Origin of the sequence: Citrobacter cronae (assembly GCF_016893685.1) — a bacterium.
GTDB lineage: Bacteria > Pseudomonadota > Gammaproteobacteria > Enterobacterales > Enterobacteriaceae > Citrobacter > Citrobacter werkmanii.
The window spans coordinates 811,030-835,755 of record NZ_CP069763.1; the positions used below are offsets into that span (position 1 = coordinate 811,030).

General features: G+C 53.4%; 23 protein-coding genes, 2 tRNA genes and 1 rRNA gene. 8 read left to right on the forward strand and 18 right to left on the reverse strand.

Features of this window, described 5'->3' with window-relative positions; translation table 11 throughout:
• Nucleotides 1-50 precede the first annotated feature (50 nt).
• The 3 genes from rho to trxA all read right to left on the reverse strand — a co-directional run bounded on the left by rho (nt 51) and on the right by trxA (nt 1,978).
• Entirely contained in the window at nt 51-1,310 is a 1,260-nt protein-coding gene (gene rho / locus JSN25_RS03470; protein WP_002437993.1) for a transcription termination factor Rho, read from the reverse strand.
• A gap of 78 nt (nt 1,311-1,388) precedes the next feature.
• Nucleotides 1,389-1,490 (reverse strand): rho operon leader peptide, encoded by a 102-nt coding sequence (locus JSN25_RS03475; RefSeq protein WP_110496374.1) that lies wholly within the window; start codon nt 1,488-1,490, stop codon nt 1,389-1,391.
• A gap of 158 nt (nt 1,491-1,648) precedes the next feature.
• The gene (trxA, locus tag JSN25_RS03480; RefSeq protein ID WP_001280776.1) at nt 1,649-1,978 is read right to left on the reverse strand and encodes a thioredoxin TrxA; all 330 of its coding nucleotides are present in this window, start codon (nt 1,976-1,978) and stop codon (nt 1,649-1,651) included.
• 131 nt (nt 1,979-2,109) lie between these two features.
• On the opposite strand from trxA, the gene rhlB reads away from it, so the two are divergent.
• Both rhlB and gppA read left to right on the forward strand, forming a co-directional pair.
• Nucleotides 2,110-3,378: an ATP-dependent RNA helicase RhlB gene (gene rhlB, locus JSN25_RS03485; protein WP_003829013.1), complete on the forward strand. Its 1,269-nt coding sequence runs from the start codon at nt 2,110-2,112 to the stop codon at nt 3,376-3,378.
• A gap of 133 nt (nt 3,379-3,511) precedes the next feature.
• Nucleotides 3,512-4,993, forward strand: coding sequence for a guanosine-5'-triphosphate,3'-diphosphate diphosphatase (gene gppA, locus JSN25_RS03490; RefSeq protein WP_038634581.1), 1,482 nt, complete (start codon nt 3,512-3,514; stop codon nt 4,991-4,993).
• A 37-nt stretch (nt 4,994-5,030) separates the two neighbouring features.
• Here gppA and rep read toward each other — a convergent pair whose 3' ends face one another.
• The 4 genes from rep to JSN25_RS03510 form a co-directional block, all read right to left on the reverse strand.
• Nucleotides 5,031-7,055 (reverse strand): DNA helicase Rep, encoded by a 2,025-nt coding sequence (gene rep / locus JSN25_RS03495; protein ID WP_199952912.1) that lies wholly within the window; start codon nt 7,053-7,055, stop codon nt 5,031-5,033.
• A 103-nt stretch (nt 7,056-7,158) separates the two neighbouring features.
• The gene (gene pnuC, locus JSN25_RS03500) at nt 7,159-7,887 is read right to left on the reverse strand and encodes a nicotinamide riboside transporter PnuC (RefSeq protein WP_204525445.1); all 729 of its coding nucleotides are present in this window, start codon (nt 7,885-7,887) and stop codon (nt 7,159-7,161) included.
• Entirely contained in the window at nt 7,887-8,636 is a 750-nt protein-coding gene (locus tag JSN25_RS03505; protein ID WP_204525446.1) for a nucleoside phosphorylase, read from the reverse strand. The genes pnuC and JSN25_RS03505 overlap by 1 nt, the downstream gene beginning before the upstream one ends.
• 25 nt (nt 8,637-8,661) lie before the next feature.
• Complete coding sequence (locus tag JSN25_RS03510; protein ID WP_085049762.1) at nt 8,662-9,366, reverse strand: Crp/Fnr family transcriptional regulator; 705 nt, start codon at nt 9,364-9,366, stop codon at nt 8,662-8,664.
• Between the two features lie 194 nt (nt 9,367-9,560).
• Here JSN25_RS03510 and ppiC (JSN25_RS03515) point away from each other — a divergent pair, with 194 nt between their 5' ends.
• Both ppiC (JSN25_RS03515) and ppiC (JSN25_RS03520) read left to right on the forward strand, forming a co-directional pair.
• Entirely contained in the window at nt 9,561-9,842 is a 282-nt protein-coding gene (gene ppiC / locus JSN25_RS03515; protein WP_038634595.1) for a peptidylprolyl isomerase PpiC, read from the forward strand.
• 49 nt (nt 9,843-9,891) lie between these two features.
• Nucleotides 9,892-10,173 (forward strand): peptidylprolyl isomerase PpiC, encoded by a 282-nt coding sequence (gene ppiC, locus JSN25_RS03520; protein WP_003017999.1) that lies wholly within the window; start codon nt 9,892-9,894, stop codon nt 10,171-10,173.
• A gap of 131 nt (nt 10,174-10,304) precedes the next feature.
• On the opposite strand, the gene ilvC is transcribed toward ppiC (JSN25_RS03520), so the two are convergent.
• Nucleotides 10,305-11,780 carry a ketol-acid reductoisomerase gene (gene ilvC / locus JSN25_RS03525; protein ID WP_069325102.1) on the reverse strand — a complete coding sequence of 492 codons (1,476 nt, stop codon included), beginning with the start codon at nt 11,778-11,780 and terminating at the stop codon, nt 10,305-10,307.
• A 253-nt stretch (nt 11,781-12,033) separates the two neighbouring features.
• Between ilvC and ilvY the strand changes: the two genes are divergently transcribed.
• Both ilvY and fabV read left to right on the forward strand, forming a co-directional pair.
• Complete coding sequence (ilvY, locus tag JSN25_RS03530) at nt 12,034-12,960, forward strand: HTH-type transcriptional activator IlvY (protein WP_087856750.1); 927 nt, start codon at nt 12,034-12,036, stop codon at nt 12,958-12,960.
• 175 nt (nt 12,961-13,135) lie between these two features.
• Complete coding sequence (fabV, locus tag JSN25_RS03535) at nt 13,136-14,329, forward strand: enoyl-ACP reductase FabV (RefSeq protein WP_137351548.1); 1,194 nt, start codon at nt 13,136-13,138, stop codon at nt 14,327-14,329.
• A 62-nt stretch (nt 14,330-14,391) separates the two neighbouring features.
• On the opposite strand, the gene ilvA is transcribed toward fabV, so the two are convergent.
• From ilvA to ilvL, 6 genes are all read right to left on the reverse strand, one after another.
• A complete protein-coding gene (gene ilvA / locus JSN25_RS03540; RefSeq protein WP_038642902.1) occupies nt 14,392-15,936 on the reverse strand; it encodes a threonine ammonia-lyase, biosynthetic in 1,545 nt (514 codons plus the stop codon).
• 5 nt (nt 15,937-15,941) lie between these two features.
• The gene (ilvD, locus tag JSN25_RS03545) at nt 15,942-17,792 is read right to left on the reverse strand and encodes a dihydroxy-acid dehydratase (RefSeq protein WP_038634606.1); all 1,851 of its coding nucleotides are present in this window, start codon (nt 17,790-17,792) and stop codon (nt 15,942-15,944) included.
• Between the two features lie 158 nt (nt 17,793-17,950).
• Complete coding sequence (locus tag JSN25_RS03550) at nt 17,951-18,880, reverse strand: branched-chain amino acid transaminase (protein ID WP_003829030.1); 930 nt, start codon at nt 18,878-18,880, stop codon at nt 17,951-17,953.
• 17 nt (nt 18,881-18,897) lie between these two features.
• A complete protein-coding gene (ilvM, locus tag JSN25_RS03555; RefSeq protein ID WP_038634609.1) occupies nt 18,898-19,161 on the reverse strand; it encodes an acetolactate synthase 2 small subunit in 264 nt (87 codons plus the stop codon).
• Complete coding sequence (gene ilvG, locus JSN25_RS03560; protein WP_069325103.1) at nt 19,158-20,804, reverse strand: acetolactate synthase 2 catalytic subunit; 1,647 nt, start codon at nt 20,802-20,804, stop codon at nt 19,158-19,160. The genes ilvM and ilvG overlap by 4 nt, the downstream gene beginning before the upstream one ends.
• Before the next feature lie 139 nt (nt 20,805-20,943).
• Nucleotides 20,944-21,042, reverse strand: coding sequence for an ilv operon leader peptide (gene ilvL / locus JSN25_RS03565; RefSeq protein ID WP_001311244.1), 99 nt, complete (start codon nt 21,040-21,042; stop codon nt 20,944-20,946).
• A gap of 352 nt (nt 21,043-21,394) precedes the next feature.
• Between ilvL and JSN25_RS03570 the strand changes: the two genes are divergently transcribed.
• Nucleotides 21,395-22,915, forward strand: coding sequence for a YifB family Mg chelatase-like AAA ATPase (locus JSN25_RS03570; protein ID WP_038634615.1), 1,521 nt, complete (start codon nt 21,395-21,397; stop codon nt 22,913-22,915).
• 25 nt (nt 22,916-22,940) lie between these two features.
• Here JSN25_RS03570 and maoP read toward each other — a convergent pair whose 3' ends face one another.
• Nucleotides 22,941-23,279 (reverse strand): macrodomain Ori organization protein MaoP, encoded by a 339-nt coding sequence (gene maoP, locus JSN25_RS03575; RefSeq protein ID WP_003018025.1) that lies wholly within the window; start codon nt 23,277-23,279, stop codon nt 22,941-22,943.
• Nucleotides 23,280-23,385: 106 nt separating this feature from the next.
• On the opposite strand from maoP, the gene hdfR reads away from it, so the two are divergent.
• The gene (gene hdfR, locus JSN25_RS03580; RefSeq protein ID WP_087856748.1) at nt 23,386-24,231 is read left to right on the forward strand and encodes an HTH-type transcriptional regulator HdfR; all 846 of its coding nucleotides are present in this window, start codon (nt 23,386-23,388) and stop codon (nt 24,229-24,231) included.
• 99 nt (nt 24,232-24,330) lie between these two features.
• Here the strand turns inward: hdfR and JSN25_RS03585 are convergent.
• From JSN25_RS03585 to rrf, 3 genes are all read right to left on the reverse strand, one after another.
• Nucleotides 24,331-24,406 (reverse strand) — tRNA-Trp (locus JSN25_RS03585).
• Nucleotides 24,407-24,458: 52 nt separating this feature from the next.
• A tRNA-Asp gene (locus tag JSN25_RS03590) sits at nt 24,459-24,535 on the reverse strand.
• A gap of 54 nt (nt 24,536-24,589) precedes the next feature.
• Nucleotides 24,590-24,705: ribosomal RNA gene (gene rrf / locus JSN25_RS03595) — 5S ribosomal RNA — on the reverse strand.
• Nucleotides 24,706-24,726 lie beyond the last annotated feature (21 nt).

The following is a 24,726-nucleotide window of genomic DNA, read 5'->3' on the forward strand; positions in this document are numbered from 1 at the left end:
CAAAAGCAAAACGCCACGTAAAAACGTGGCGTTTTCAGATGATGCCAGAATCAGGAACGCTTCATCATATCGAAGAAGTCGTCGTTGGTCTTGGTCATCGCCAGCTTATTAATGAGGAATTCCATCGCGTCGATTTCACCCATCGGATGGATGATTTTGCGCAGGATCCACATTTTCTGCAGCTCTTCCTGGGTGGTGAGCAACTCTTCTTTACGGGTACCGGAACGGTTGTAGTCGATAGCCGGGAAGACGCGTTTTTCAGCAATCTTACGAGAGAGGTGCAGTTCCATGTTGCCTGTACCTTTAAACTCTTCGTAGATAACTTCATCCATTTTAGAGCCGGTATCGATCAGCGCAGTCGCGATGATGGTCAGGCTGCCGCCCTCTTCCACGTTACGCGCAGCACCGAAGAAACGTTTCGGACGGTGCAGGGCGTTAGCGTCCACACCACCAGTCAGAACTTTACCGGAAGCCGGAACTACGGTGTTATAAGCACGCGCCAGACGGGTGATGGAGTCAAGCAGAATGATAACGTCTTTCTTGTGTTCAACCAGACGCTTCGCCTTCTCGATGACCATTTCCGCAACCTGAACGTGACGGGAGGCGGGTTCGTCAAAAGTAGACGCAACAACTTCACCTTTCACCAGACGCTGCATCTCGGTTACTTCTTCCGGACGTTCGTCAATCAGCAGCACCATCAGCACACAGTCTGGATGATTGTAAGCAATGCTCTGCGCGATGTTCTGCAGCAGCATGGTTTTACCCGCTTTCGGCGGAGCAACGATCAGACCGCGCTGACCACGACCGATCGGCGATGCCAGATCCAGTACGCGCGCCGTTAAGTCTTCAGTAGAACCGTTACCACGTTCCATACGCAGACGAGAGTTTGCGTGCAGCGGGGTTAAGTTCTCAAAGAGGATTTTGTTACGGGCGTTTTCTGGTTTGTCGTAGTTAACTTCGTTAACTTTCAACAGCGCAAAGTAGCGTTCACCTTCTTTCGGCGGGCGAATCTTACCAGAAATGGTATCACCAGTGCGGAGGTTGAAACGGCGGATTTGGCTGGGAGAAACGTAGATGTCATCAGGACCGGCGAGGTAGGAGCTGTCTGCAGAGCGGAGGAAACCAAATCCGTCCTGCAATATCTCCAGCACACCGTCACCAAAGATATCCTCGCCACTCTTTGCGTGCTGCTTCAGGATGGCAAAAATAATGTCCTGCTTGCGCATACGAGCCAGGTTTTCAAGGCCCATATTTTCGCCGAGAGTGATCAGCTCAGAAACCGGCGTATTCTTTAATTCGGTAAGATTCATAATGGTGTGAGTTCTTAAACTTGGGGTAAATCTCGAACTTAATGTTGTGAATGGTATGGCAGGGTCATCCATGCCTGTTTACGGCCATCGACTCATGTCTGTTCGCTGTCTGGTCACAGGAAAGTACGCAGAACTGAAACGACAAGACGGATTGAGTGATAAGGCCCTGAATCTGTCCACTTCTCGCGCGAGAAACTACGGGAAGTATGGGATATAACCAGATTCAAACTTAATAAGGTATGTTTAATACGAAGTCAACACTAACTTAGCACGACTCAAGTCGGGCGTCCAGTCATCCGAATCAATTCGAAGTATGGTCGCCCGATCATGAGACTTCCTTACGCCAAATTCGCGTCGAGGAATTCTTTCAACTGACCTTTGGACAGTGCGCCGACTTTAGTCGCCGCTACTTCGCCGTTTTTAAACAACAGCAGGGTCGGGATACCACGAATACCATACTTCGGCGCGGTGCCTGGGTTTTGGTCAATGTTCAGTTTAGCAACCGTCAGTTTGCCCTGATATTCGTCAGCGATTTCATCCAGAATCGGAGCGATCATTTTGCACGGACCGCACCACTCTGCCCAGAAATCAACAAGGATCGCTCCGTCCGCTTTGAGTACATCCGTGTCAAAACTGTCGTCAGTCAGGTGAATAATTTTATCGCTCATATATAACTCCACAGGAATAAGCCTGGCGTGTTGGTGTAGGCTGTTGGTGTAGCATTAACCAACTAAAGGTTGACTTTATTTCACCGGATACGCTTTCGTAAAGCAATAGTAAGCTGATATTCTACCACACTATGAGCAAAACACATTTAACAGAACAGAAGTTTTCCGACTTCGCCCTGCACCCAAAGGTGATAGAAGCCCTTGAAAATAAAGGGTTTCATAACTGCACGCCCATTCAGGCCCTCGCGCTGCCGCTAACGCTGGCAGGTCGTGATGTTGCAGGGCAGGCGCAAACCGGTACCGGAAAAACGATGGCGTTCCTGACGTCAACGTTTCATTATCTTCTCTCTCATCCCGCGATTGCCGATCGCAAGGTGAACCAACCGCGTGCGTTAATTATGGCGCCAACGCGTGAGTTAGCCGTGCAAATCCACGCCGATGCCGAGCCGCTGGCACAAACCACCGGTCTGAAATTAGGCCTGGCTTATGGCGGCGACGGTTACGACAAACAGCTGAAAGTGCTGGAAAGCGGCGTCGATATTCTTATCGGCACCACCGGTCGTCTCATTGACTATGCAAAGCAGAACCATATTAACCTGGGCGCGATTCAGGTCGTGGTGCTGGATGAAGCCGATCGTATGTACGATCTGGGCTTTATTAAAGATATCCGTTGGCTGTTCCGTCGTATGCCGCCAACCACCCAACGTCTGAACATGCTGTTTTCTGCAACCCTCTCTTATCGCGTCCGCGAACTGGCGTTCGAACAAATGAATAACGCTGAGTATGTGGAAGTCGAACCGGAGCAGAAGACAGGTCACCGCATCAAAGAAGAACTCTTCTATCCTTCCAATGAAGAAAAAATGCGTTTATTGCAAACGCTGATTGAAGAAGAGTGGCCAGATCGCGCCATCGTCTTTGCTAACACCAAGCATCGTTGTGAAGATATCTGGGGCAGCCTCGCTGCGGATGGCCATCGCGTCGGCCTGCTGACTGGTGACGTGGCGCAGAAAAAACGCCTGCGTATCCTGGATGAGTTCACCCGTGGCGATCTCGACATTCTCGTTGCGACTGACGTGGCCGCGCGTGGCCTGCATATCCCAGCCGTAACGCACGTCTTTAACTATGACCTGCCGGATGACTGTGAAGATTACGTTCACCGTATCGGTCGTACGGGTCGTGCTGGCGCAAGCGGTCACTCTATCAGCCTGGCCTGCGAAGAATACGCGCTGAATTTACCTGCAATCGAGACCTATATCGGCCACTCGATTCCGGTCAGCAAGTACAACCCGGATGCGCTAATGACCGATCTGCCGAAGCCGCTGCGCCTGACGCGCCCGCGTACAGGTAATGGCCCACGTCGTACCGGTGGCGCTCCGCGTAATCGTCGTCGTTCAGGTTAAGAAAAGTTATGCCATACACAAAATCATTCAGCCTTTATCAAGGCGGCAAGAAAACGAATCCCGATGAGCTTACTGTAAGTGATTCGGGTGAGAGAACGCAGCCAACACAGATACAGGTTGAAGGATGAAGTGTATGAACTCTACCTCGTTGTATGCGGCAATCGATCTCGGCTCCAATAGTTTTCATATGCTGGTCGTACGCGAGGTGGCGGGAAGCATCCAGACGCTCACGCGTATTAAACGCAAAGTGCGTCTGGCCGCTGGACTCAATAGCGACTACGTTCTCTCCGCAGAGGCGATGGAGCGCGGTTGGCAATGTTTGCGCCTGTTTGCTGAACGCCTGCAGGATATACCTCAACCGCAAATCCGCGTGGTTGCCACGGCAACATTACGCATCGCCGTAAATGCCGATGAGTTTATCGCTAAAGCGCAAGATATCCTCGGCTGTCCTGTCCAGGTCATTAGCGGCGAAGAAGAAGCACGACTGATTTATCAGGGTGTAGCCCACACTACCGGCGGGGCCGATCAGCGTCTGGTCGTTGATATTGGCGGCGCCAGCACTGAACTGGTTACCGGCTCCGGCGCACAAACGACTTCCTTGTTTAGCCTGTCAATGGGCTGCGTCACCTGGCTCGAACGGTATTTTACCGATCGTAATCTGGCGCAGGAAAACTTCGACCAGGCCGAGCAGGCTGCGCGCGAAGTGCTGCGTCCGGTCGCTGACAAACTGCGTTTTCATGGCTGGAAAGTCTGCGTTGGTGCTTCTGGTACCGTCCAGGCGTTGCAGGAAATCATGATGGCGCAAGGCATGGATGAGCGTATCACGCTGGCGAAACTTCAGCAGCTAAAGCAGCGAGCCATTCATTGTGGTCGTCTGGAAGAGCTGGAAATTGAAGGCTTAACGCTGGAACGTGCGCTGGTTTTCCCCAGCGGGCTGGCGATCCTGATTGCCATTTTCACCGAACTGAATATTCAGTGCATGACCCTTGCTGGCGGCGCATTACGCGAAGGGCTGGTCTATGGCATGCTACATCTGGCGGTGGATCAGGATATTCGCAGCCGCACGTTACGTAATATTCAGCGTCGATTCATGGTCGATACAGAGCAAGCGCATCGCGTTGCCATGTTAGCAACGAAATTCCTCGATCAAGTCGAAAATAAGTGGCATCTGGAAGCAATTAGCCGCGAACTGCTGATTAGCGCCTGCCAGCTGCATGAAATTGGGTTGAGCGTTGATTTTAAACAGGCACCACAGCATGCGGCTTATCTGGTGCGCAATCTCGATCTTCCAGGTTTTACGCCGGCGCAGAAAAAACTGTTAGCCACGTTGTTACTCAACCAGACCAATCCGGTCGATCTCTCTTCGCTCCATCAGCAAAACGCCGTGCCACCGCGCATCGCGGAGCACCTTTGCCGTTTGCTGCGTCTGGCGATTATTTTCGCCAGCCGTCGCCGCGATGATTTGGTGCCGGAAATTCAGCTGGATGCAAGAGATGAGCACTTGACGGTCATACTGCCTGAAGGCTGGCTGGAACATCACCCGCTAGGTAAAGAGCTCATCGATCAGGAAAGCGAGTGGCAAAGCTATGTCCACTGGCCGCTGGAAGTACGTTAATCGTTGATTTGCCGGAAGGCGCTTGCGCTTATCCGGCCTACGGCTTCGCTTTCGCCTTTGCCATCATCGCCCGAATATTGGCAATACTGGCCTGCCCTTTTTGCATCCGTTCCTCAGCGCTTACCACTTTACGCTCCTGTTCCCAGATAACGTCATCCTGTGGCAGTTCTAACAGGAAACGGCTCGGTTCCGGGCGTACCAGCTCACCGTACTGACGGCGTTCTTTGCACAGGGTAAAGATGAGCTCTTTCTGTGCGCGGGTAATCCCTACGTAAGCCAGACGACGCTCTTCATCGATATTGTCTTCATCAATGCTGCTCTGGTGCGGCAAAAATCCCTCTTCCATTCCCACCATAAACACGTACGGGAACTCCAGCCCTTTCGAAGCATGCAGCGTCATCAACTGCACCTGATCCAGTTCTTCTTCGCTCTCTCCGCGCTCCATCATGTCACGCAGGGTAAAACGAGTAACCACCTGGGTCAGGGTCATTGGCTCTTCCAGCTCGCTGCCTTCCAGCATCTCTGTCATCCAGCTAAACAGCGTGTTAACGTTCTTCATGCGCATTTCTGCCGCTTTTGGGCTCGGCGAGGTTTCATACAGCCAGGACTCGTAATCAATGCCGTGGATAAGATCGCGCACGGCAGCAACGGGCTCACGCTCTGCCAGGCGCTGAATTTCACCCAACCAGTGCGTAAAACGGGTCAGTGAATCATATCCGCGTCCGGTCAGCGTCTGGCTCAGGCCCATGTCAAAACTGGCGGTAAACAGGCTTTTATTACGCGTCATCGCCCATTCACCCAATTTCTGCAGCGTCGCCGGGCCAATCTCGCGCTTCGGCGTATTAACGATGCGCAGGAACGCGCTATCGTCATCCGGGTTGCTGAGTACGCGTAGATAGGCCAGCAAGTCTTTAATCTCCGGACGAGAGAAGAACGAGGTACCGCCGGAAATTTTGTACGGGATGCGGTTCTGCATCAGGAATTTTTCAAACACCCGCGACTGATGGTTGCCGCGATACAGAATCGCATAGTCCTTATACTGCGTCTTATTGACGAAGTGATGGGCGATCAGTTCACCGGTGACGCGCTCCGCTTCATGCTCTTCGTTATTGGCGCTCAATACCTTAAGCTCCGCACCATAGCCCAGCTCAGAAAAGAGTCGCTTTTCAAACACATGCGGGTTATTAGCGATGAGAATATTCGCCGCCTTGAGAATGCGCCCGGAGGAGCGGTAGTTTTGCTCCAGTTTAACCACCTGCAAGTCCGGGAAGTCTTTGCTCAGCAGCACCAGGTTCTGCGGGCGTGCGCCGCGCCAGGAGTATATTGACTGATCGTCATCGCCCACGACGGTGAAGCGTGCCCGTTTCCCCACCAGCAACTTCACCAGCTCGTACTGACTGGTGTTGGTATCCTGATATTCATCCACCAGCAGATAGCGGATTTTATTCTGCCAGCGCTCGCGCACTTCTTCATTGCGCTGAAGCAGCAGCGTCGGGAGCAGGATCAGATCGTCAAAATCGAGAACGTTACACGCCTTCATATGGGCGTCATACAAACCATAGCAGTGGGCAAAAATACGATCGCGTTCGCCCTTCGCGCTGGCTGCCGCCTGCGCCGGGGTCATCAGATCGTTTTTCCAGTTGGAGATCGTCGAGATCAGTTGTTGGAGAATAAGCTTATCGTCTTCAATTAGCCCTTCGGTCAGTTCCTTAAGCAGGGCCACCTGGTCGGTATCGTCAAACAGCGAGAAGTTCGACTTCATCCCCAGCGCCGCATATTCGCGCTTAATGACATCCAGTCCCAGTGTGTGGAAAGTGGAGATCATCAACCCACGTGCTTCTTTACGCCCCAGCGTTTGCGCCACGCGCTCTTTCATCTCGCGCGCAGCCTTATTGGTAAAGGTTACGGCCGCAATATGTCGTGCCTGGTAGCCACATTCACGAATCAGATGCGCGATTTTATTGGTGATAACACGCGTCTTACCGGAACCAGCTCCCGCCAGCACCAGGCAAGGTCCGGTGACGAATTCGACGGCTTGTTGTTGTCCGGGGTTCAAACGCATAGAGGATTGCTCAATCTGTAAACACGGGGAGGTGGATTGTAGCAGAAAGAGGGGGAGAAAGAGTAACTGGCTACCTCTGCGGGTAGCCAGAAAATCGGGTCAATCAGGAGACCGTCGCGGCAAGCGGTGTATAGCCGTTTCGCTGCGCACTTTTGATCCAGCCGTACGCTCCCATGATAGCAATCGCAGTCAGGAGGACATACTCAAGCGACATGGCGTAAACGCCCTGCACCGCGTATATAACCACGCTAATAACATCGATAAGTACCCATAGCAGCCAGTTTTCAACATATTTACGCGTCATCAGTACCATGGCCGCAATCGACAATACCAGCATGGTGGAATCCCAGAACGGGAAGGCATCGGGCTGGAGGTCAGGCATAGCGACCTGCATACCAAATGTTTGCAGCAGGGCAATCATGATGCGGGTGAGCGCCGAAAACACCGGGTCGATAAACAGCGTCATCAGAACTATCGCCACCGCGCATACGCCGCCCAGTACCAGGGTTTGCTGGCGGGAAAGCCAACGTACTTTGAGCGCAGCTTCCTGCGCCTCGTTTTGCCGGCTCCACGCATACCAGCCGTAAATGTTAGCGGCGAAGAAAAACACCTGCAGCAGCAGGCTGGCATAGAGCTGAATCTGGAAGAAAATTGCGGCAAACAGTGTGACGTTAATCAAGCCAAACAGGTAATTGATGATTTTTTCCCGGCTGGCACACCAGATACATAACAGACCAAATACGGTACCAATGGCTTCAATCCACGATAGCGCATACCCGCCTTCGCCGAGAGGAATGTTGACCATCACATTGTTAATGCTAAAAAAGTCCATCACTGACCTCCTGACTGGCTGACGGAATAAATGGCGCGGAGCGCCAGGGCAATTTGCCGTTCTTCGCCCTGCTGGCACAACGCGTCCTGTTGGACATAATCATTGATGCTGCTATCCAGACAACCGTTGTGGGCAACCACCACGTTGAGTAATGACGCCGTACGTAACCCTCGCAGCGCGCCGATAGTCATCAGAGCGGCGCTCTCCATATCCGCGCCCAGAACGCCGAGCGCCGACCACTGCGCATCCAGTTCTGCTTCCCGATCGGTATAAAAACTGTCGTGGCTACGCACCAGGCCGCACACGGCGGGGATATTCATCTGGCGAGCCTGCGCCATCAGTTCCCAGGTTAACTGCGGGTCGGCGCAGGCCGGATAGCCTGCTGGCGCATAGGTACGGCTGGTCCCGTCATCCGTTACTGCGGCATGGGCGATAATCACGTCACCGAGCGCAAGATTATCCTGCAACGCCCCACAGCTACCGATACGAATCAGGGTTGTTAGGCCGATCTGGCGCAGTTCTTCAATGGCAATCGCCGTAGACGGCCCGCCGATCCCGGTAGAGAGCACCAAAATCTCGACGCCCTTATACCAACCTCGCGCGGCGCGAAACTCCCGGTTTTGACCAAGCAGTTCTGGGTTATCAAGAAAATTGACGATGCGGTCCACCCGCAACGGATCGCCCGGCAGCAGCGCATAGCGTGCGCCGATCATCTCCTTGCTTAACTGGATATGGGGTTGCAGCGACATTCTCGCGCCTCCTTCACTCTTGCGGTTATCCGATATCAGCCTCCTGCTTTAACTTTTCAGGGACTAACAACACAATGCTTTCACCATCGGTATCAATAATCTGTAACGCTTTCAGATCATGTAAAATACGATTAATACTACGGGTCGTCGCCGCCAGCTCCTCGCTGAGGTTTAGCTTATCCAGCAAGATTGCGTTGGTGCCATCTTGTTGATAACGCAGCCATAACGCCTGACATACTCGCTGATGCAGCGAGTAAAGATTGTCGCTGCTGGCCTTTTTTGACAGCTGATAATATTGCTGACTAAAGAAGCGCAGCATCCGCTGGTTAAAATGGTTATCTAAGGCCAGCCAGCGGCAAAAATATTCCTGCGACAAACTCAGGAGCTGCACATGCCCTACCGCCACCACCGAACAGATGTAATGACGTGACTCAAAGATCTCGAGCTCGCCCAGCATGTCGCCTTTCCGGTAGCGGGCCTGACGATAACGACGTCCATCTTCAGCCTCATAGAACACATCCACTTCGCCAGCAATAATCAGCGAAAAGCGCTGACATATTTCCCCCTGCCGGCAAATAAAGTCTCCACGCGGGATCTCTTCAAAGCGCCATTGCTGCATGATTTCCAGAGGGCAATATTTCAGTAATTCATAAAGCTGTGGATCGCGAACAATATCACTAAGCCCGGAAAGCCAGCCGACTGAAAATTCAGGTTTTTTCATTGTATCCATGTTATCTCGCTCCACAGCGGTAGGGACAGGACGGCTGTCCGTGACAAGAAGGAACAGGACAGATAAAAATGTCGCTCATCTCTCGCTTCCATACATCAGGCGAGACATCTGTCCCGTGATGGCGAAGAGTATATGTTCACGGCGAAGGCGGATGATAAAGTAACGAGATATCTTTGAGACATGAGAACAAAATAATGGCTAAGAGCGCGGCAGCCCTGCACATCCTGGTAAAAGAAGAAAAACTTGCTCTGGAAATCCTGAGCAAGCTGGATCGCGGTATTAGCTTCGATCACCTGGCAAAACGCTACTCTCGCTGCCCATCCGGGCGCAACGGCGGCGATTTGGGTGAGTTCAAACAGGGGATGATGGTCGGGCCATTTGATGCCGCCGTGTTTAGCTGCCCACTGCTTAAACCTTACGGGCCGGTCAAAACCAAATTCGGCTATCACATCATCAAGGTGCTGTATCGCCGATAAGCCATGCTAAAATCGCCAGCCTTATATATTCCCTTTTGAAGGCACGATCATGGCAAAAACAGCAGCAGCAGTGCATATCCTTGTAAAAGAAGAGAAACTGGCACTGGATCTTCTGGAGCAGATTAAAAACGGCGCCGACTTCGGCAAACTGGCGAAGAAGCATTCCATCTGCCCATCGGGCAAACGCGGTGGCGATTTAGGTGAATTCCGTCAGGGCCAGATGGTGCCGGCGTTCGACAAAGTGGTCTTCTCCTGCCCGGTGCTGGAGCCAACCGGCCCGCTGCACACTCAGTTCGGTTACCACATCATTAAAGTGCTGTACCGCAACTAATAAAAAGCCCGGTGTTTAAACACCGGGCTTTTTTATCGGATGGCGATACGCTTATCCAGCCTACATAATGGTCACTTTATTGTAGGCCGGATAAGGCGTTCACGCCGCCATCCGGCGATTCCAGAAGCCTCTTATCCAGCTACTGCAATGCGCTTCATATCAGTCATGTAGCCACGCAGTTTCTGGCCTACTTTCTCGATAGCATGACCGCGAATTGCATCGTTCACGTCGCGCAGCTGCGCGTTGTCTACCGCGCCTTCGGCAATCGCTTTGCCCAGATCGCCAGTCTGCAGCGTGGTCATGAACTCTTTCAGCAGCGGTACGCAAGCGTAAGAGAACAGGTAGTTACCGTATTCTGCGGTATCGGAGATAACGACGTTCATTTCATACAGGCGCTTACGGGCGATGGTGTTGGCAATCAGCGGCAGTTCGTGCAGTGATTCGTAGTAAGCAGATTCTTCGATGATGCCGGAATCGACCATGGTTTCGAACGCCAGCTCAACGCCCGCTTTCACCATCGCAATCATCAGCACGCCTTTATCGAAGTACTCCTGCTCGCCGATTTTACCTTCATACTGCGGCGCGGTTTCGAACGCGGTTTTGCCGGTCTCTTCACGCCAGGTCAGCAGTTTCTTATCGTCGTTGGCCCAGTCAGCCATCATGCCGGAAGAGAATTCGCCGGAGATGATGTCGTCCATGTGTTTCTGGAACAGCGGCGCCATGATCTCTTTCAGCTGTTCAGACAGCGCGTAAGCACGCAATTTCGCCGGGTTAGACAGACGGTCCATCATCAGGGTGATACCACCCTGCTTCAGCGCTTCGGTGATTGTTTCCCAGCCGAACTGAATCAGTTTTTCGGCGTAAGCCGGGTCGGTGCCTTCTGCCACCAGCTTGTCGAAGCACAGCAGAGAACCGGCCTGCAGCATGCCGCACAGGATGGTCTGCTCGCCCATCAGGTCAGATTTCACTTCCGCCACGAAAGAAGATTCCAGTACACCCGCACGGTGACCGCCGGTGGCCGCAGCCCAGGCTTTAGCAATCGCCATACCTTCGCCTTTCGGATCGTTTTCCGGGTGAACGGCGATCAGTGTCGGAACACCGAAACCACGTTTGTACTCTTCGCGCACTTCGGTACCCGGACACTTCGGCGCCACCATCACTACGGTGATGTCTTTACGGATCTGCTCGCCCACTTCGACGATGTTGAAACCGTGGGAGTAGCCCAGCGCCGCGCCGTCTTTCATCAGCGGCTGTACGGAACGCACCACGTCAGAGTGCTGTTTGTCCGGCGTCAGGTTAACCACCAGGTCCGCCTGCGGGATCAGCTCTTCGTAGGTCCCCACTTTAAAACCGTTTTCGGTCGCTTTACGCCAGGAAGCACGCTTCTCAGCAATGGCTTCTTTACGCAGGGCATAAGAAATATCCAGACCGGAGTCACGCATGTTCAGGCCCTGGTTCAGACCCTGAGCGCCACAGCCGACGATGACCACTTTTTTACCCTGAAGGTAGCTCGCGCCGTCGGCGAATTCGTCGCGGCCCATAAAGCGGCATTTACCCAGCTGTGCCAGCTGCTGGCGCAGGTTCAGTGTATTAAAGTAGTTAGCCATGATGGTGTACTCCGTGATGTTGTGTGTCGTTACTCTATGGATTTCGAGTTGTAGGAAGGCGGTAAGGCAGCGAATCCCCAGGAGCTTACTCAAGTAAGTGACTGGGGTGAGCTGACGCAGCCAACGCATCTGCAACTTGAAAGACGACGAGTATATTGTTCGGTTCGCTTTTCAGCGAGAATGTCCCCACATTACAACAGGAAATTTATTGCGGAAATTGATATATTCACAACGTCATGTTGCAATTTCTGCAATGTTAAGCCGTGAGGTGAAATCGGTGGATTTACGCGATCTGAAAACCTTCCTGCATCTGGCGGAAAGCCGCCACTTTGGCCGCAGCGCGCGGGCGATGCACGTCAGCCCCTCCACGCTCTCCCGGCAAATTCAGCGACTGGAAGAGGACCTCGGTCAGGCGCTGTTTGTGCGTGATAACCGCACGGTCACGCTGACCGAAGCAGGGGAAGAACTGCGGGTATTTGCCCAGCAAACGTTGTTGCAGTATCAGCAACTGCGCCACACCCTCGATCAGCAGGGGCCATCACTTTCTGGTGAACTGCACATTTTCTGTTCGGTGACGGCGGCTTATAGCCATCTGCCGCCGATTCTCGATCGTTTTCGCGCCGAGCATCCCTCCGTCGAAATTAAGCTCACCACCGGCGACGCCGCCGACGCCATGGACAAAGTGGTCACCGGCGAGGCCGATCTGGCGATTGCCGGTAAGCCGGAAACGCTGCCCGGCGCGGTGGCGTTTTCCATGCTGGAGAATCTGGCGGTGGTGCTGATCGCCCCGGCGCTGCCCTGCCCGGTGCGCAATCAGGTTTCCGTCGATAAGCCCGACTGGTCAACCGTGCCGTTTATCATGGCCGACCAGGGGCCGGTGCGCCGTCGCATTGAGCTGTGGTTCCGTCGCCACAAAATCAGTAACCCGCAGATTTACGCCACCGTCGGCGGCCATGAGGCGATGGTCTCGATGGTAGCGCTAGGCTGCGGCGTGGCGCTGCTGCCGGAAGTTGTACTGGAAAACAGCCCGGAACCGGTGCGCAATCGCGTGATGATTTTAGAGCGCAGCGACGAAAAAACGCCGTTTGAACTGGGCGTCTGCGCGCCGAAAAAGCGGCTGCATGAGCCGCTGATCGATGCCTTCTGGAAGATTGTGCTGGAGCGTAAAATCGCCGAGTAGCGCCAGCGTCTGGCCTAAAATCAGTGGTAGATTCAGTATTGGCACTCCTTTTCTGTATAATGTCCCGTGCCATAATAGATGTGGGGGGCTTGTTAACCATGTCGTTAAGCAAGCCAGAACAGACGGTGTCATTGCGCACTTGACAGCGAAAATACAAACTTAATTAGCCATCATTATGATAATCAAACCAAAAATTCGTGGATTCATCTGTACAACGACCCATCCGACTGGCTGCAAAGTCAATGTGGAAAAACAGATCGAGTACGTTAAGCAAAACGGGAAAATTGAGAACGGTCCTTCCCGCGTGCTGGTGATCGGTGCTTCCACCGGTTACGGCCTGGCATCCAGAATTTCCGCCGCCTTTGGCAGCGGTGCCGCCACTATCGGCGTATTTTTTGAAAAACCGGGCACGGAAACCAAACCAGGTTCCGCGGGCTGGTATAACTCTGCCGCCTTCGATGAAGCCGCTAAGCGTGAAGGTCTGTATTCCAAAAGCATCAACGGCGACGCGTTCTCTGACGAGTGCCGCGATGAAGTTATCAAACTGATCAAAGAAGATCTGGGCCAGATCGACCTGGTGGTTTACTCACTGGCGTCCCCGGTGCGTAAAATGCCGAAAACAGGCGAAATCGTTCGTTCTGCGCTGAAGCCGATCGGCGAGGTTTACACCTCTAAAGCGATTGATACCAACAAAGATCAGATCATCACCGCCAGCATTGAGCCGGCAACCGAAGAAGAAGTTCAGAACACCGTTACCGTCATGGGCGGCGAAGACTGGGAACTGTGGATGGGTGCGCTGAGCGAAGCAGGCGTGCTGGCTGACGGCGTGAAAACCGTGGCTTATTCCTACATCGGTACCGACCTGACCTGGCCAATCTACTGGCACGGCGCGCTGGGCAAAGCGAAAGAAGACCTCGACCGCGCGGCGGGTGAACTGCGTAAGCAGCTGGCACCGCTCAACGGTTCCGCTAACGTTGCCGTCCTGAAATCGGTTATCACGCAGGCATCTTCTGCTATTCCGGTGATGCCGCTGTACATCTCCATGGTCTTCAAGCTGATGAAAGAGCAAGGCATTCACGAAGGTTGCATCGAGCAGATCAACCGTCTGATGACCACCAGCCTGTACGGCGATAAAGTGGCGCTGGATGACAACCAACGCATCCGTATGGATGACTGGGAACTGCGTGACGATATTCAGCAAGCCTGCCGCGACCTGTGGCCGCTGATCACCACCGAAAACCTGACGCAGGAAACTGACTATGCAGGTTACAAGCAGGAATTCCTGAACCTGTTCGGTTTTGCCCTCGACGGTGTGGATTACGATACGGACGTGAACACCGAAGTCGAATTCGAAGTGATCACGCTGTAATTCTCTGATTCAGATGTAAAAAAGGGTTCATGTCTCCATGAACCCTTTTTTTATGGCCGCCGTTAGCCCGCCAGGAAGAAGCGGAACGCCGGGTTATTCGTCTCGTCGTGGCACTCATAGCCCAGTTCATTGAGCCGGGTTTCAAAGTCCGGTTCATTCTCGCCCAGTTCAAACGCCGCCAGTACACGGCCATAGTCGGTACCGTGGCTACGGTAGTGGAATAGCGAGATATTCCAGTGCGTTCCCAGGGTGTAGAGGAACTTCAGCAGCGCGCCCGGCGATTCCGGGAACTCAAAGCTATAAAGGCGCTCTTGCAACGGCTTAGAAGGACGGCCGCCGACCATATAGCGCACATGCAACTTGGCCATTTCATCGTCTGACAGATCCACCACGCTGTAACCGCCGTCTTTGAGTAGGCTAAGGATTTCCTTGCGCTCCTCAACGCCACGGCTCAGCCGCACGCCCACGAAGATGCAGGCATCTTTGGCGTCAGCAAAGCGATAGTTGAACTCGGTCACCGAACGCCCGCCCAGCAGTTGGCAGAACTTCAGGAAGCTGCCCTTCTCTTCCGGAATCGTCACCGCCAGCAGCGCCTCGCGCTGTTCGCCCAGCTCGCAGCGTTCAGAAACGTAGCGCAGACCATGGAAGTTCACGTTAGCGCCGGACAGCACATGCGCCAGACGTTCGCCGCGAATATTGTGCTGGGCGATGTATTTCTTCATACCCGCCAGCGCCAGCGCCCCGGAAGGTTCCGCCACCGCGCGTACATCTTCAAACAGGTCTTTCATCGCCGCGCAGATAGCGTCGCTATCGACTGTGATAATGTCGTCGAGATACTCCTGGCACAGACGGAAGGTTTCATCGCCGATGCGTTTGACCGCCACACCTTCAGCAAAGAGACCTACGCGTGGCAGATCCACCGGATGACCGGCATCCAGCGCCGCTTTCAGGCAGGCTGAATCTTCGGCTTCGACGGCGATCACTTTGATCTGCGGCATCAGCTGTTTAATCAGCACCGCCACGCCCGCCGCCAGACCACCGCCGCCAACTGGCACAAAGACGCGGTCAAGGTGAGCATCCTGCTGAAGTAACTCCAGCGCCAGCGTGCCCTGCCCGGCAATCACCATCGGGTGATCAAACGGCGGCACCCAGGTAAAGCCCTGCTGCCGGGAAAGCTCAATCGCTTTGGCTTTGGCTTCATCAAAATTCGCGCCGTGCAGCAGAACTTCACCGCCGAAGCCGCGAACGGCGTCGACTTTGATATCCGCGGTCGCCACCGGCATCACAATCAGCGCCTTCACGCCTAATCGCGCAGAGGAGAAAGCCACACCCTGGGCGTGATTACCTGCCGATGCGGTAATGACGCCATGCGCTTTTTGCTCTTCAGTCAGGCCTGCCATCATCGCGTAGGCCCCGCGCAGCTTGAAGCTGTGCACCGGCTGTCTGTCTTCGCGCTTGACCAGAATCACGTTATCGAGGCGCGAAGAGAGCTTTTCCATTTTTTGTAGCGGCGTTACCTGCGCCGCTTCGTATACCGGCGCACGCAGCACCGCTCTGAGATACTCGGCGCCCTCAGGGGCACCGGACAAGGGTTGTGAATCCGCCATGGTCATTAACCCCCCAGCTTCGATTTATCGCGCACCGCGCCTTTATCGGCACTGGTGGCCAGGCTGGCATAGGCGCGAAGGGCAAAGGAGACCTGACGCTCACGATTCTTCGGCGTCCACGCCTGATCGCCGCGGGCTTCCTGCGCTTCACGACGGGCGGCGATTTCCGCATCGCTCAGTTGCAGTTGAATACCGCGATTCGGGATATCGATAGCAATCATATCGCCGTCTTCGATGATCGCGATGTTGCCGCCGCTGGCCGCTTCCGGGGAAACGTGGCCGATAGACAGGCCGGAGGTGCCGCCGGAGAAGCGGCCATCGGTGATCAGCGCACAGGCTTTGCCGAGACCCATTGATTTCAGGAACGTGGTTGGGTAGAGCATTTCCTGCATGCCCGGCCCGCCTTTCGGCCCTTCGTAGCGAATCACCACCACGTCGCCTTCGACCACTTTACCGCCGAGGATAGCCTCAACCGCCTCGTCCTGACTTTCGTAGACTTTCGCCGGGCCGGTAAATTTGAGAATACTGTCGTCAACACCTGCGGTTTTTACGATACAGCCATTTTCCGCGAAGTTGCCGTACAGCACCGCCAGACCGCCATCCTTGCTGTAAGCGTGCTCCAGCGAGCGGATACAGCCTTCGGCGCGATCGTCATCCAGCGTATCCCAACGGCAATCCTGCGAGAACGCCTGGGTGGTGCGGATGCCCGCCGGACCAGCGCGGAACATTTTTTTGACCGCCTCATCCTGGGTCACGGCGATGTCGTACTGCTCCAGCGTCTGCGGCAGAGAGAGACCAAGGACGTTTTTCACGTTGCGGTTCAGCAGCCCAGCACGATCCAGCTCACCTAAAATGCCCAAGACGCCGCCGGCACGGTGAACGTCTTCCATATGGTATTTTTGCGTGCTTGGCGCCACTTTACACAGTTGCGGCACTTTACGAGACAGCTTGTCGATATCACTCATGGTGAAGTCAATTTCCGCTTCCTGTGCTGCCGCCAGCAGATGCAGAACGGTGTTAGTGGAACCACCCATGGCGATATCCAGCGTCATGGCATTCTCAAACGCTGCTTTGCTGGCAATGTTGCGCGGCAACGCCGATGCATCATCCTGCTCGTAATAACGTTTGGTCAGCTCAACGATGCGTTGACCTGCGGTGAGGAACAGCTCTTTACGGTCGGCGTGAGTGGCCAATAGCGAGCCGTTGCCCGGTTGTGACAGGCCCAGCGCTTCGGTCAGACAGTTCATCGAGTTGGCGGTGAACATCCCGGAGCAGGAGCCGCAGGTCGGACAGGCGGAACGTTCAACCTGCTCGCTCTGCGAGTCGGAGACTTTCGGGTCTGCGCCCTGAATCATCGCGTCAACCAGGTCGAGCTTGATGATTTTGTCGGAAAGCTTGGTTTTCCCGGCTTCCATCGGACCGCCAGAGACGAAGATCACTGGAATATTAAGACGCAGCGAGGCCATTAACATACCGGGGGTGATTTTGTCGCAGTTGGAGATGCAGACCATCGCGTCGGCACAGTGGGCGTTAACCATGTACTCAACGGAGTCGGCGATCAGCTCGCGGGACGGCAGTGAATAAAGCATGCCCCCGTGGCCCATAGCGATACCGTCATCCACCGCGATGGTGTTGAACTCTTTCGCCACACCGCCTGAGGCTTCGATTTGTTCGGCAACCAGCTTACCGAGATCGCGCAGGTGTACGTGACCCGGCACGAACTGGGTAAAGGAGTTCACCACAGCGATAATCGGCTTGCCGAAGTCGGCGTCGGTCATCCCGGTGGCGCGCCACAGTGCGCGGGCACCCGCCATATTGCGGCCGTGGGTGGTGGTGGCAGAACGATACTTAGGCATGCTTGATTAACTCCCGTCTGTCTTTCCCCTGCATACTTCACGCCGCAGGTGCGTTGGCTGCCTCGCTCACCCCAGTCACTTACTACAATAAGCTCCTGGGACTTCCTGCGTTGCCGTCTTCCTGCAACGTGAATTATTTTGGGGAAATATTAATATTGTTATTGGTTTACTGAATCCAACCAGCCGTATTTGTCTTCCGTTTCACCGGTGAAGAGGCCAAAGAAGGCCTGCTGGATGCGTTTGGTGACCGGGCCGCAGCGGCCTTCGCCTACCTGAATACCATCTACGCTGCGTACTGGCGTGATTTCCGCCGCGGTACCGGACATAAACACTTCGTCGGCCAGGTACAGCGATTCACGGGACAGCACCTGCTCACGCACTTCGATATCAAGATCTTTCGCCAGTTTAATGATGGCATCACGGGTGATACCCGGCAGCGCGGAAGAGGTAAATGGCGGGGTAAACAGAATGCCGTCTTTAACTTCAAACAGGTTCTCGCCCGCGCCTTCGGAAATGTAGCCATTCACGTCCAGCGCAATACCTTCCTGATAACCATGACGACGCGCTTCGCTACCCACCAGCAGCGAAGACAGATAGTTACCGCCCGCTTTAGCAGCGGTAGGGATGGTGTTCGGCGCAACGCGGTTCCAGGAAGAAACCATCGCATCGATCCCCTGTTCCAGCGCTTCTGCGCCGAGGTATGCCCCCCACGGGAACGCGGCGATGATCACATCAGTGGTGTAACCCGCTGGCGGGTTAACGCCCATCCCGACATCGCCAACAAATACCAGCGGACGAATATAGGCGCTGGTCAGGTTGTTTTTGCGGATGACTTCGCGGCAGGCTTCCATCAGTTCATCAACGCTCTGAGAGACCGGAAAACGGTAGATCTTGGCTGAATCACGCAGACGCTGCATATGTTCACGATGACGGAACACCACCGGCCCTTTGTGAGAATCGTAGCAACGGATGCCTTCAAATACAGAAGTACCGTAGTGCAGAGCGTGGGACATCACGTGAACCTTCGCGTCTTCCCAACGAATCATCTCGCCATTAGACCAAATGTAATCAGCTTTTTTCGTCGTCATTTTTCTTCCTTTTGCGCTCAGGCGCGGATTTGTTGTGATGTGGTTGTGCTCTGGCAGATAGCAACATGTGCAACGTCTACCAGCTTACTTAACTGACTAAACAGTAAGTCGACCGACCGGGGGCTGGCAACGGTCAATTCGATATTTATATTCTGCGCATCGCTGGCGGCTGCCATATTCATGGAGCACACCTGAAAACCACGATGGCGTACCACGCGTAAAACACGTTCTAACGTTTCCGGGTTGAAACGAGCCTCAACGGCGACCTGATGTTGCATCATGATAATTTCTCCAGCATTTCTGAGTTACTGGCGCCAGGCGGCACCAGAGGCCAGACATTCTCAAGTTCGTCGATTGAGACATGAAGCAGGTATGGCCCCTCGCTGTTCAGCATGGTGTCGAGTGCCGCTTCAACCTGGTCTTTACGGGTGATGTGCTGACCAGGTATGCCGAAGGCGCTGGCCAACATGAGAAAATCGGGGTTATCGGTAAGGGTGGTTTCGCTATAACGTTCCTGGAAAAACAGCTGCTGCCATTGTCGCACCATGCCCAAGCGCTGGTTGTCGAGTAAGACTATCTTCAGCGGCAACTGCCTGCGTTTTACGGTGCCCAGTTCTTGTACATTCATCATGAAAGAACCGTCACCGGAGATACAGATTACCGTATCGTTCGGACGAGCCACCTGCGCGCCAACAGCAGCTGGCAGGCCAAAGCCCATCGTACCCAAACCGCTGGAGGTGATGAAATTTTCCGGGCGGGTGTAGGTCATATGCTGCGCGGACCACATTTGATGCTGACCAACATCCGTCGTCACCACGCTATCTGCTGGTTTGCGTTCAGACAGCTGTTTTAACAACAGCGGCGCGTAGATAGCGTCACCCGGATGATCATAGCGCCAGGCATGTTCTGCGCGCAGCTCTGCACAGAACTGACGCCATGCGTCGATCTTCAGCGGTTGTTGTAATGCCGGCAACAGCGAATTTAAATCGCCCTGCAACGCGACGTGTGCCTGACGCAGCTTATTCATTTCTGCCGGGTCGATATCCATATGGATGACGCTGGCGTTAGGCGCGAAAGTATTCAGCTTACCGGTTACCCGGTCATCAAAACGTGCGCCCACTGCGATCAGTAAATCACTCTCTTGCACCGCGAAATTCGCCGCCTTAGTACCGTGCATTCCCAGCATGCCCAAATAGTACGGGTAGTCAGCATTTACTGCGCCCAGGCCTTTCAGCGTGCAAGCGACCGGTATTTGGGTAAGCGCGATAAACTCACGCAGGGCAGAGACCGCCTGCGCCATACCCACGCCACCACCTACGTACAGGATGGGTTTTTGCGCCTGAGCCAGCATTTTACGCGCCTGCTCAACGTCAGCATGCGGGAAAGTCTCTACGTTTCCGACGGTCGTGAAATACGGTTCCAGCGTACCGCTGGCTAACTGGATATCTTTTGGGATATCGACCAGAACGGGGCCCGGACGACCAGAGTTCGCCACGTCGAAAGCTTCTGCCATGATGCGCGGCAGTTCCTCCAGTGACTGCACCAGGAAACTGTGCTTGGTGCAAGACAGAGACATACCGAGAACGTCCACTTCCTGGAACGCATCCGTTCCGATGAAAGGTGATGCAACCTGGCCGGTGATCGCCACAACGGGGACAGAATCTAACAGCGCATCGGCAAGACCGGTGATCAGGTTGGTCGCGCCTGGGCCGGACGTAGCGATACAAACACCGGTTTTACCCGTAGCACGAGCATAACCAATCGCCGCCATCGCCGCGCCCTGCTCATGTCGACACAACAGGTGTTCTACGCCGCCGTCATATAACGCATCATAAACCGGCATAATTGCGCCACCGGGATAACCAAAGACGGTTTGAACCCCTTGTGCACGCAACGCATGTACCACCCACTGTGCCCCATTCATAGTTACATCCCCGCCGTAAATCTTGAGAAACAGAATTTTATGCTACCGTTCACTTTCTGCTCCTCGTGTATGTTTTTAAGGTCAAAAAAAACCCCCGGACCTTTCGGTGCGGGGGTCTTAGTTCGTTAAGGCTTGTTTTCTAAGCCTTTCCTCGTCCAAGTGCAGCCCCGCACGGTGGGATAATAATCACCACCACGCTAATCACGACCAGGCTAATCACTCGTAGAAGGGCTGTCATTTTTATATTTTCTTGCATCTTGTTCGAAGGAATACCTAAAGAGTTACCATAGAATTTGCAAATAACACAAGAATTTTTTTTATTCGTTTTTCTGAGCCCGGTAACGGTTTTGATAAATCGCCTTGTTTTTTATATAAAAAATTAAAAAATGAAAATATTTCACGTTTCAGGTCATGCTTGAGCACACACTCCCCCGCGACAATACCTCATAAATACGTTTGCGAGCGTTATCCCTGGTTTCATGCAAAAGATTTAATTTGCAGAAAAATACGTGAATCAGCACCTAAAATCCGCGATCAAGTTAAATTTTGCCGTGATGCATTACCGCATAATGCCTTCATCAGGAGGGGTTATGTCACTATCGATTGTTCATACACGCGCCGCGCTTGGCGTGAATGCGCCAGCCATTACCATTGAGGTACATATCAGCAATGGTCTACCTGGTTTAACCATGGTGGGATTGCCAGAAACAACGGTGAAAGAGGCCCGCGATCGGGTTCGCAGTGCGATTATTAATAGTGGGTATGAATTCCCGGCGAAGAAGATAACCATTAACCTCGCTCCTGCCGATCTTCCCAAAGAAGGAGGGCGATATGATTTACCTATCGCAGTTGCGCTTCTGGCCGCTTCTGAGCAGCTTACAGCCCATAATCTCGATACCTACGAGCTGGTAGGCGAATTAGCGCTTACAGGCACGCTACGCGGCGTTCCAGGAGCGATTTCAAGCGCAACCGAAGCAATACGCGCAGGCAGGAGAATTATTGTCGCAAAAGAGAATGCCGCTGAAGTTGGACTGATACATGGTGAAGGGTGTCTGATTGCCGATCACCTACAGTCCGTATGCGCATTTCTCGAAGGGAAGCATGATTTAGACAGACCGTTATCTGCAGACTTCACGCCAGAGCCATTAGCCGATGATCTGAGCGATGTCATCGGTCAGGAACAAGGTAAACGCGGGTTGGAGCTCACTGCGGCTGGCGGTCACAACCTGCTGCTTATCGGCCCTCCGGGGACGGGAAAGACCATGCTGGCCAGTCGCCTCAGAGGACTACTCCCGCCGCTTAGCAACGATGAGGCACTAGAAAGTGCTGCGATACTCAGCCTGGTCAATTCCACTACGATACAAAAACAGTGGAAGCAGCGCCCCTTTCGCTCACCGCATCACAGTGCTTCATTAACCGCCATGGTAGGTGGCGGGTCTATTCCTGCGCCGGGAGAGATCTCTCTGGCGCATAACGGCATACTATTTCTGGATGAATTACCTGAGTTTGAGCGACGCACGTTGGATGCCCTGCGTGAACCTATCGAGTCCGGGCAGATCCATTTATCCCGCACTCGGGCTAAAATAACCTACCCTGCACGCTTTCAACTCATTGCTGCAATGAATCCAAGCCCAACGGGTCATTATCAGGGGAACCATAACCGCTGCACCCCAGAGCAGACGCTGCGTTACCTCAATCGATTATCAGGACCGTTTCTTGACCGTTTCGATCTCTCCCTCGAAATCCCTTTGCCTCCGCCAGGCATACTCAGCCAGAGTGCGATGAAAGGGGAAGATAGCGCAACGGTGAAGCAACGCGTTATCGCCGCACAAGAGCGTCAGTATCGGCGGCAAAATAAGTTAAACGCGCATCTGGACAGTCAGGATATACATGAATATTGCCGACTTCGCAGTGATGATGCGCAGTGGCTTGAAGAGACATTAGCGCATCTCGGATTGTCTATCCGCGCCTGGCTACGATTGATAAAGGTCGCCCGAACCATCGCGGATCTCGAGCAATGTGATCATATTACCCGTCAGCACTTGCAGGAGGCCGTTGGGTATAGGGCGATAGACAGGTTACTCATTCATTTGCAGAAACTACTGACATAAAAAAAGGGCTTTCGCCCTTTTTTTATTAATCATCAGATTCGGTGTAGTCTTCTGCACCTTCCACCTGAGGTTTCCCACCAGACAACGTATGGAAACGTTTTGGACGCTTAATACGCGTCATATACTTAGACCATACGCGTTCGGCTTCGGTAACCGGTTCACGTTCACCACGGCATACCGCAACAAACAGTTTTTCTTCTTCCGTTACCGGCTCACGTTTGCCCAGATCCAGCTCGTTGAAAGCATAACCGTGACGCTCAAGCAGTTGTGCTTCTTTAATGGTGAAATCACCATGACGGGAGAATCCGCGGGGATAATATTTATTGTCGAAATATCGATTAGTCGTCGTAAAGCTTTCCGCCATCCTGCACGCTCCTAATTCTTTGGCCGAGCTATTTATGGCGCGGAGTATTAGTTACGCTTGACAGAGCGTCAAACAAAAGATTTAAATCATCACGACAAATAATTTTATGGAGCGAGTTGTGGATACGGAATTGTTAAAAACTTTCCTGGAGGTTAGCCGGACACGCCACTTTGGCAGGGCTGCTGAAGCGCTCTATCTGACCCAATCGGCGGTTAGTTTTCGGATCAGACAACTGGAAAATCAATTGGGTGTAAATCTGTTCACCCGACACAGAAACAATATCCGTTTAACCGCGGCGGGTGAGAAATTATTGCCTTACGCTGAAACGCTGATGAACACATGGCAAGCAGCGCGCAAGGAGGTCGCGAATACCTCGCGGCATAACGAGTTTTCAATTGGTGCCAGCGCATCCCTTTGGGAATGTATGCTTAATGACTGGTTAAGGCGTTTGTATCAGTCACAGGAACCACAAACCAGCCTGCAGTTTGAAGCGAGAATCGCTCAACGGCAGTCGTTAGTAAAGCAGCTACATGAACGACAGCTTGATCTGCTGATCACCACCGAAACGCCCAAAATGGACGAATTTAGCAGCCAACTGTTGGGATATTTCACGCTAGCGCTCTATTGCAGTTCACCTTCACAAACCAAAGATGAACTGAATTACCTACGCCTGGAATGGGGACCCGATTTTCAACAACACGAAGCAGGACTGATCGCGGGGGATGAAGTGCCGGTACTTACCACCAGTTCGGCAGAACTGGCCAGGCAGCAACTTTCTGTCCTTAAGGGCTTTAGTTGGTTGCCCGTTAACTGGGCTAAAGCCAAAAGCGATCTACACACGGTTACCGACAGCACAACGCTGTCACGTCCTTTATATGCAGTCTGGCTGCAAAACAGCGACAAACATGCACTTATTTGCGATCTGCTAAGAACAAGTATTCTGGAAGATTAAAGAAAGCACTGGCAAGGATGCCGGAAGCAATACAGCAGAAAGGCACAGCTCAAATTGCAGATAAAAAAAATCCTTAGCAAGGATGCTAAGGATTGTTTCTGGCAGGGGCGGAGAGACTCGAACTCGCGACACCCGGTTTTGGAGACCGGTGCTCTACCAACTGAGCTACGCCCCTAAATTTTTTTATCATTAAGCCTGCTTAGTAGCAGGCTTAATTTTCTAATAAGTGGCGGAACGGACGGGACTCGAACCCGCGACCCCCTGCGTGACAGGCAGGTATTCTAACCAACTGAACTACCGCTCCACCGAATTTCTTTGTCACCACCCGGATTTTCATCCCGGTTTACTACAATTTGATGCCTGGCAGTTCCCTACTCTCGCATGGGGAGACCTCACACTACCATCGGCGCTACGGCGTTTCACTTCTGAGTTCGGCATGGGGTCAGGTGGGACCACCGCGCTACAGCCGCCAGGCAAATTCTGTTTATTAACCCG

Excerpts from the sequence above, each read along its gene's own strand:
- JSN25_RS03550 (WP_003829030.1), bottom strand. The coding sequence starts at position 18,880 with ATGACGACGAAAAAAGCTGATTACATTTGGTCTAATGGCGAGATGATT.
- fabV (WP_137351548.1), top strand. The coding sequence starts at position 13,136 with ATGATAATCAAACCAAAAATTCGTGGATTCATCTGTACAACGACCCAT.
- ppiC (WP_003017999.1), top strand. The coding sequence starts at position 9,892 with ATGGCAAAAACAGCAGCAGCAGTGCATATCCTTGTAAAAGAAGAGAAA.
- JSN25_RS03510 (WP_085049762.1), bottom strand. The coding sequence starts at position 9,366 with ATGGATACAATGAAAAAACCTGAATTTTCAGTCGGCTGGCTTTCCGGG.
- gppA (WP_038634581.1), top strand. The coding sequence starts at position 3,512 with ATGAACTCTACCTCGTTGTATGCGGCAATCGATCTCGGCTCCAATAGT.
- JSN25_RS03570 (WP_038634615.1), top strand. The coding sequence starts at position 21,395 with ATGTCACTATCGATTGTTCATACACGCGCCGCGCTTGGCGTGAATGCG.
- pnuC (WP_204525445.1), bottom strand. The coding sequence starts at position 7,887 with ATGGACTTTTTTAGCATTAACAATGTGATGGTCAACATTCCTCTCGGC.
- ppiC (WP_038634595.1), top strand. The coding sequence starts at position 9,561 with ATGGCTAAGAGCGCGGCAGCCCTGCACATCCTGGTAAAAGAAGAAAAA.
- ilvC (WP_069325102.1), bottom strand. The coding sequence starts at position 11,780 with ATGGCTAACTACTTTAATACACTGAACCTGCGCCAGCAGCTGGCACAG.
- rho (WP_002437993.1), bottom strand. The coding sequence starts at position 1,310 with ATGAATCTTACCGAATTAAAGAATACGCCGGTTTCTGAGCTGATCACT.
- ilvM (WP_038634609.1), bottom strand. The coding sequence starts at position 19,161 with ATGATGCAACATCAGGTCGCCGTTGAGGCTCGTTTCAACCCGGAAACG.
- ilvY (WP_087856750.1), top strand. The coding sequence starts at position 12,034 with ATGTTAAGCCGTGAGGTGAAATCGGTGGATTTACGCGATCTGAAAACC.
- ilvG (WP_069325103.1), bottom strand. The coding sequence starts at position 20,804 with ATGAATGGGGCACAGTGGGTGGTACATGCGTTGCGTGCACAAGGGGTT.
- hdfR (WP_087856748.1), top strand. The coding sequence starts at position 23,386 with ATGGAGCGAGTTGTGGATACGGAATTGTTAAAAACTTTCCTGGAGGTT.
- ilvL (WP_001311244.1), bottom strand. The coding sequence starts at position 21,042 with ATGACAGCCCTTCTACGAGTGATTAGCCTGGTCGTGATTAGCGTGGTG.
- rhlB (WP_003829013.1), top strand. The coding sequence starts at position 2,110 with ATGAGCAAAACACATTTAACAGAACAGAAGTTTTCCGACTTCGCCCTG.
- ilvD (WP_038634606.1), bottom strand. The coding sequence starts at position 17,792 with ATGCCTAAGTATCGTTCTGCCACCACCACCCACGGCCGCAATATGGCG.
- JSN25_RS03505 (WP_204525446.1), bottom strand. The coding sequence starts at position 8,636 with ATGTCGCTGCAACCCCATATCCAGTTAAGCAAGGAGATGATCGGCGCA.
- ilvA (WP_038642902.1), bottom strand. The coding sequence starts at position 15,936 with ATGGCGGATTCACAACCCTTGTCCGGTGCCCCTGAGGGCGCCGAGTAT.
- trxA (WP_001280776.1), bottom strand. The coding sequence starts at position 1,978 with ATGAGCGATAAAATTATTCACCTGACTGACGACAGTTTTGACACGGAT.
- rep (WP_199952912.1), bottom strand. The coding sequence starts at position 7,055 with ATGCGTTTGAACCCCGGACAACAACAAGCCGTCGAATTCGTCACCGGA.
- maoP (WP_003018025.1), bottom strand. The coding sequence starts at position 23,279 with ATGGCGGAAAGCTTTACGACGACTAATCGATATTTCGACAATAAATAT.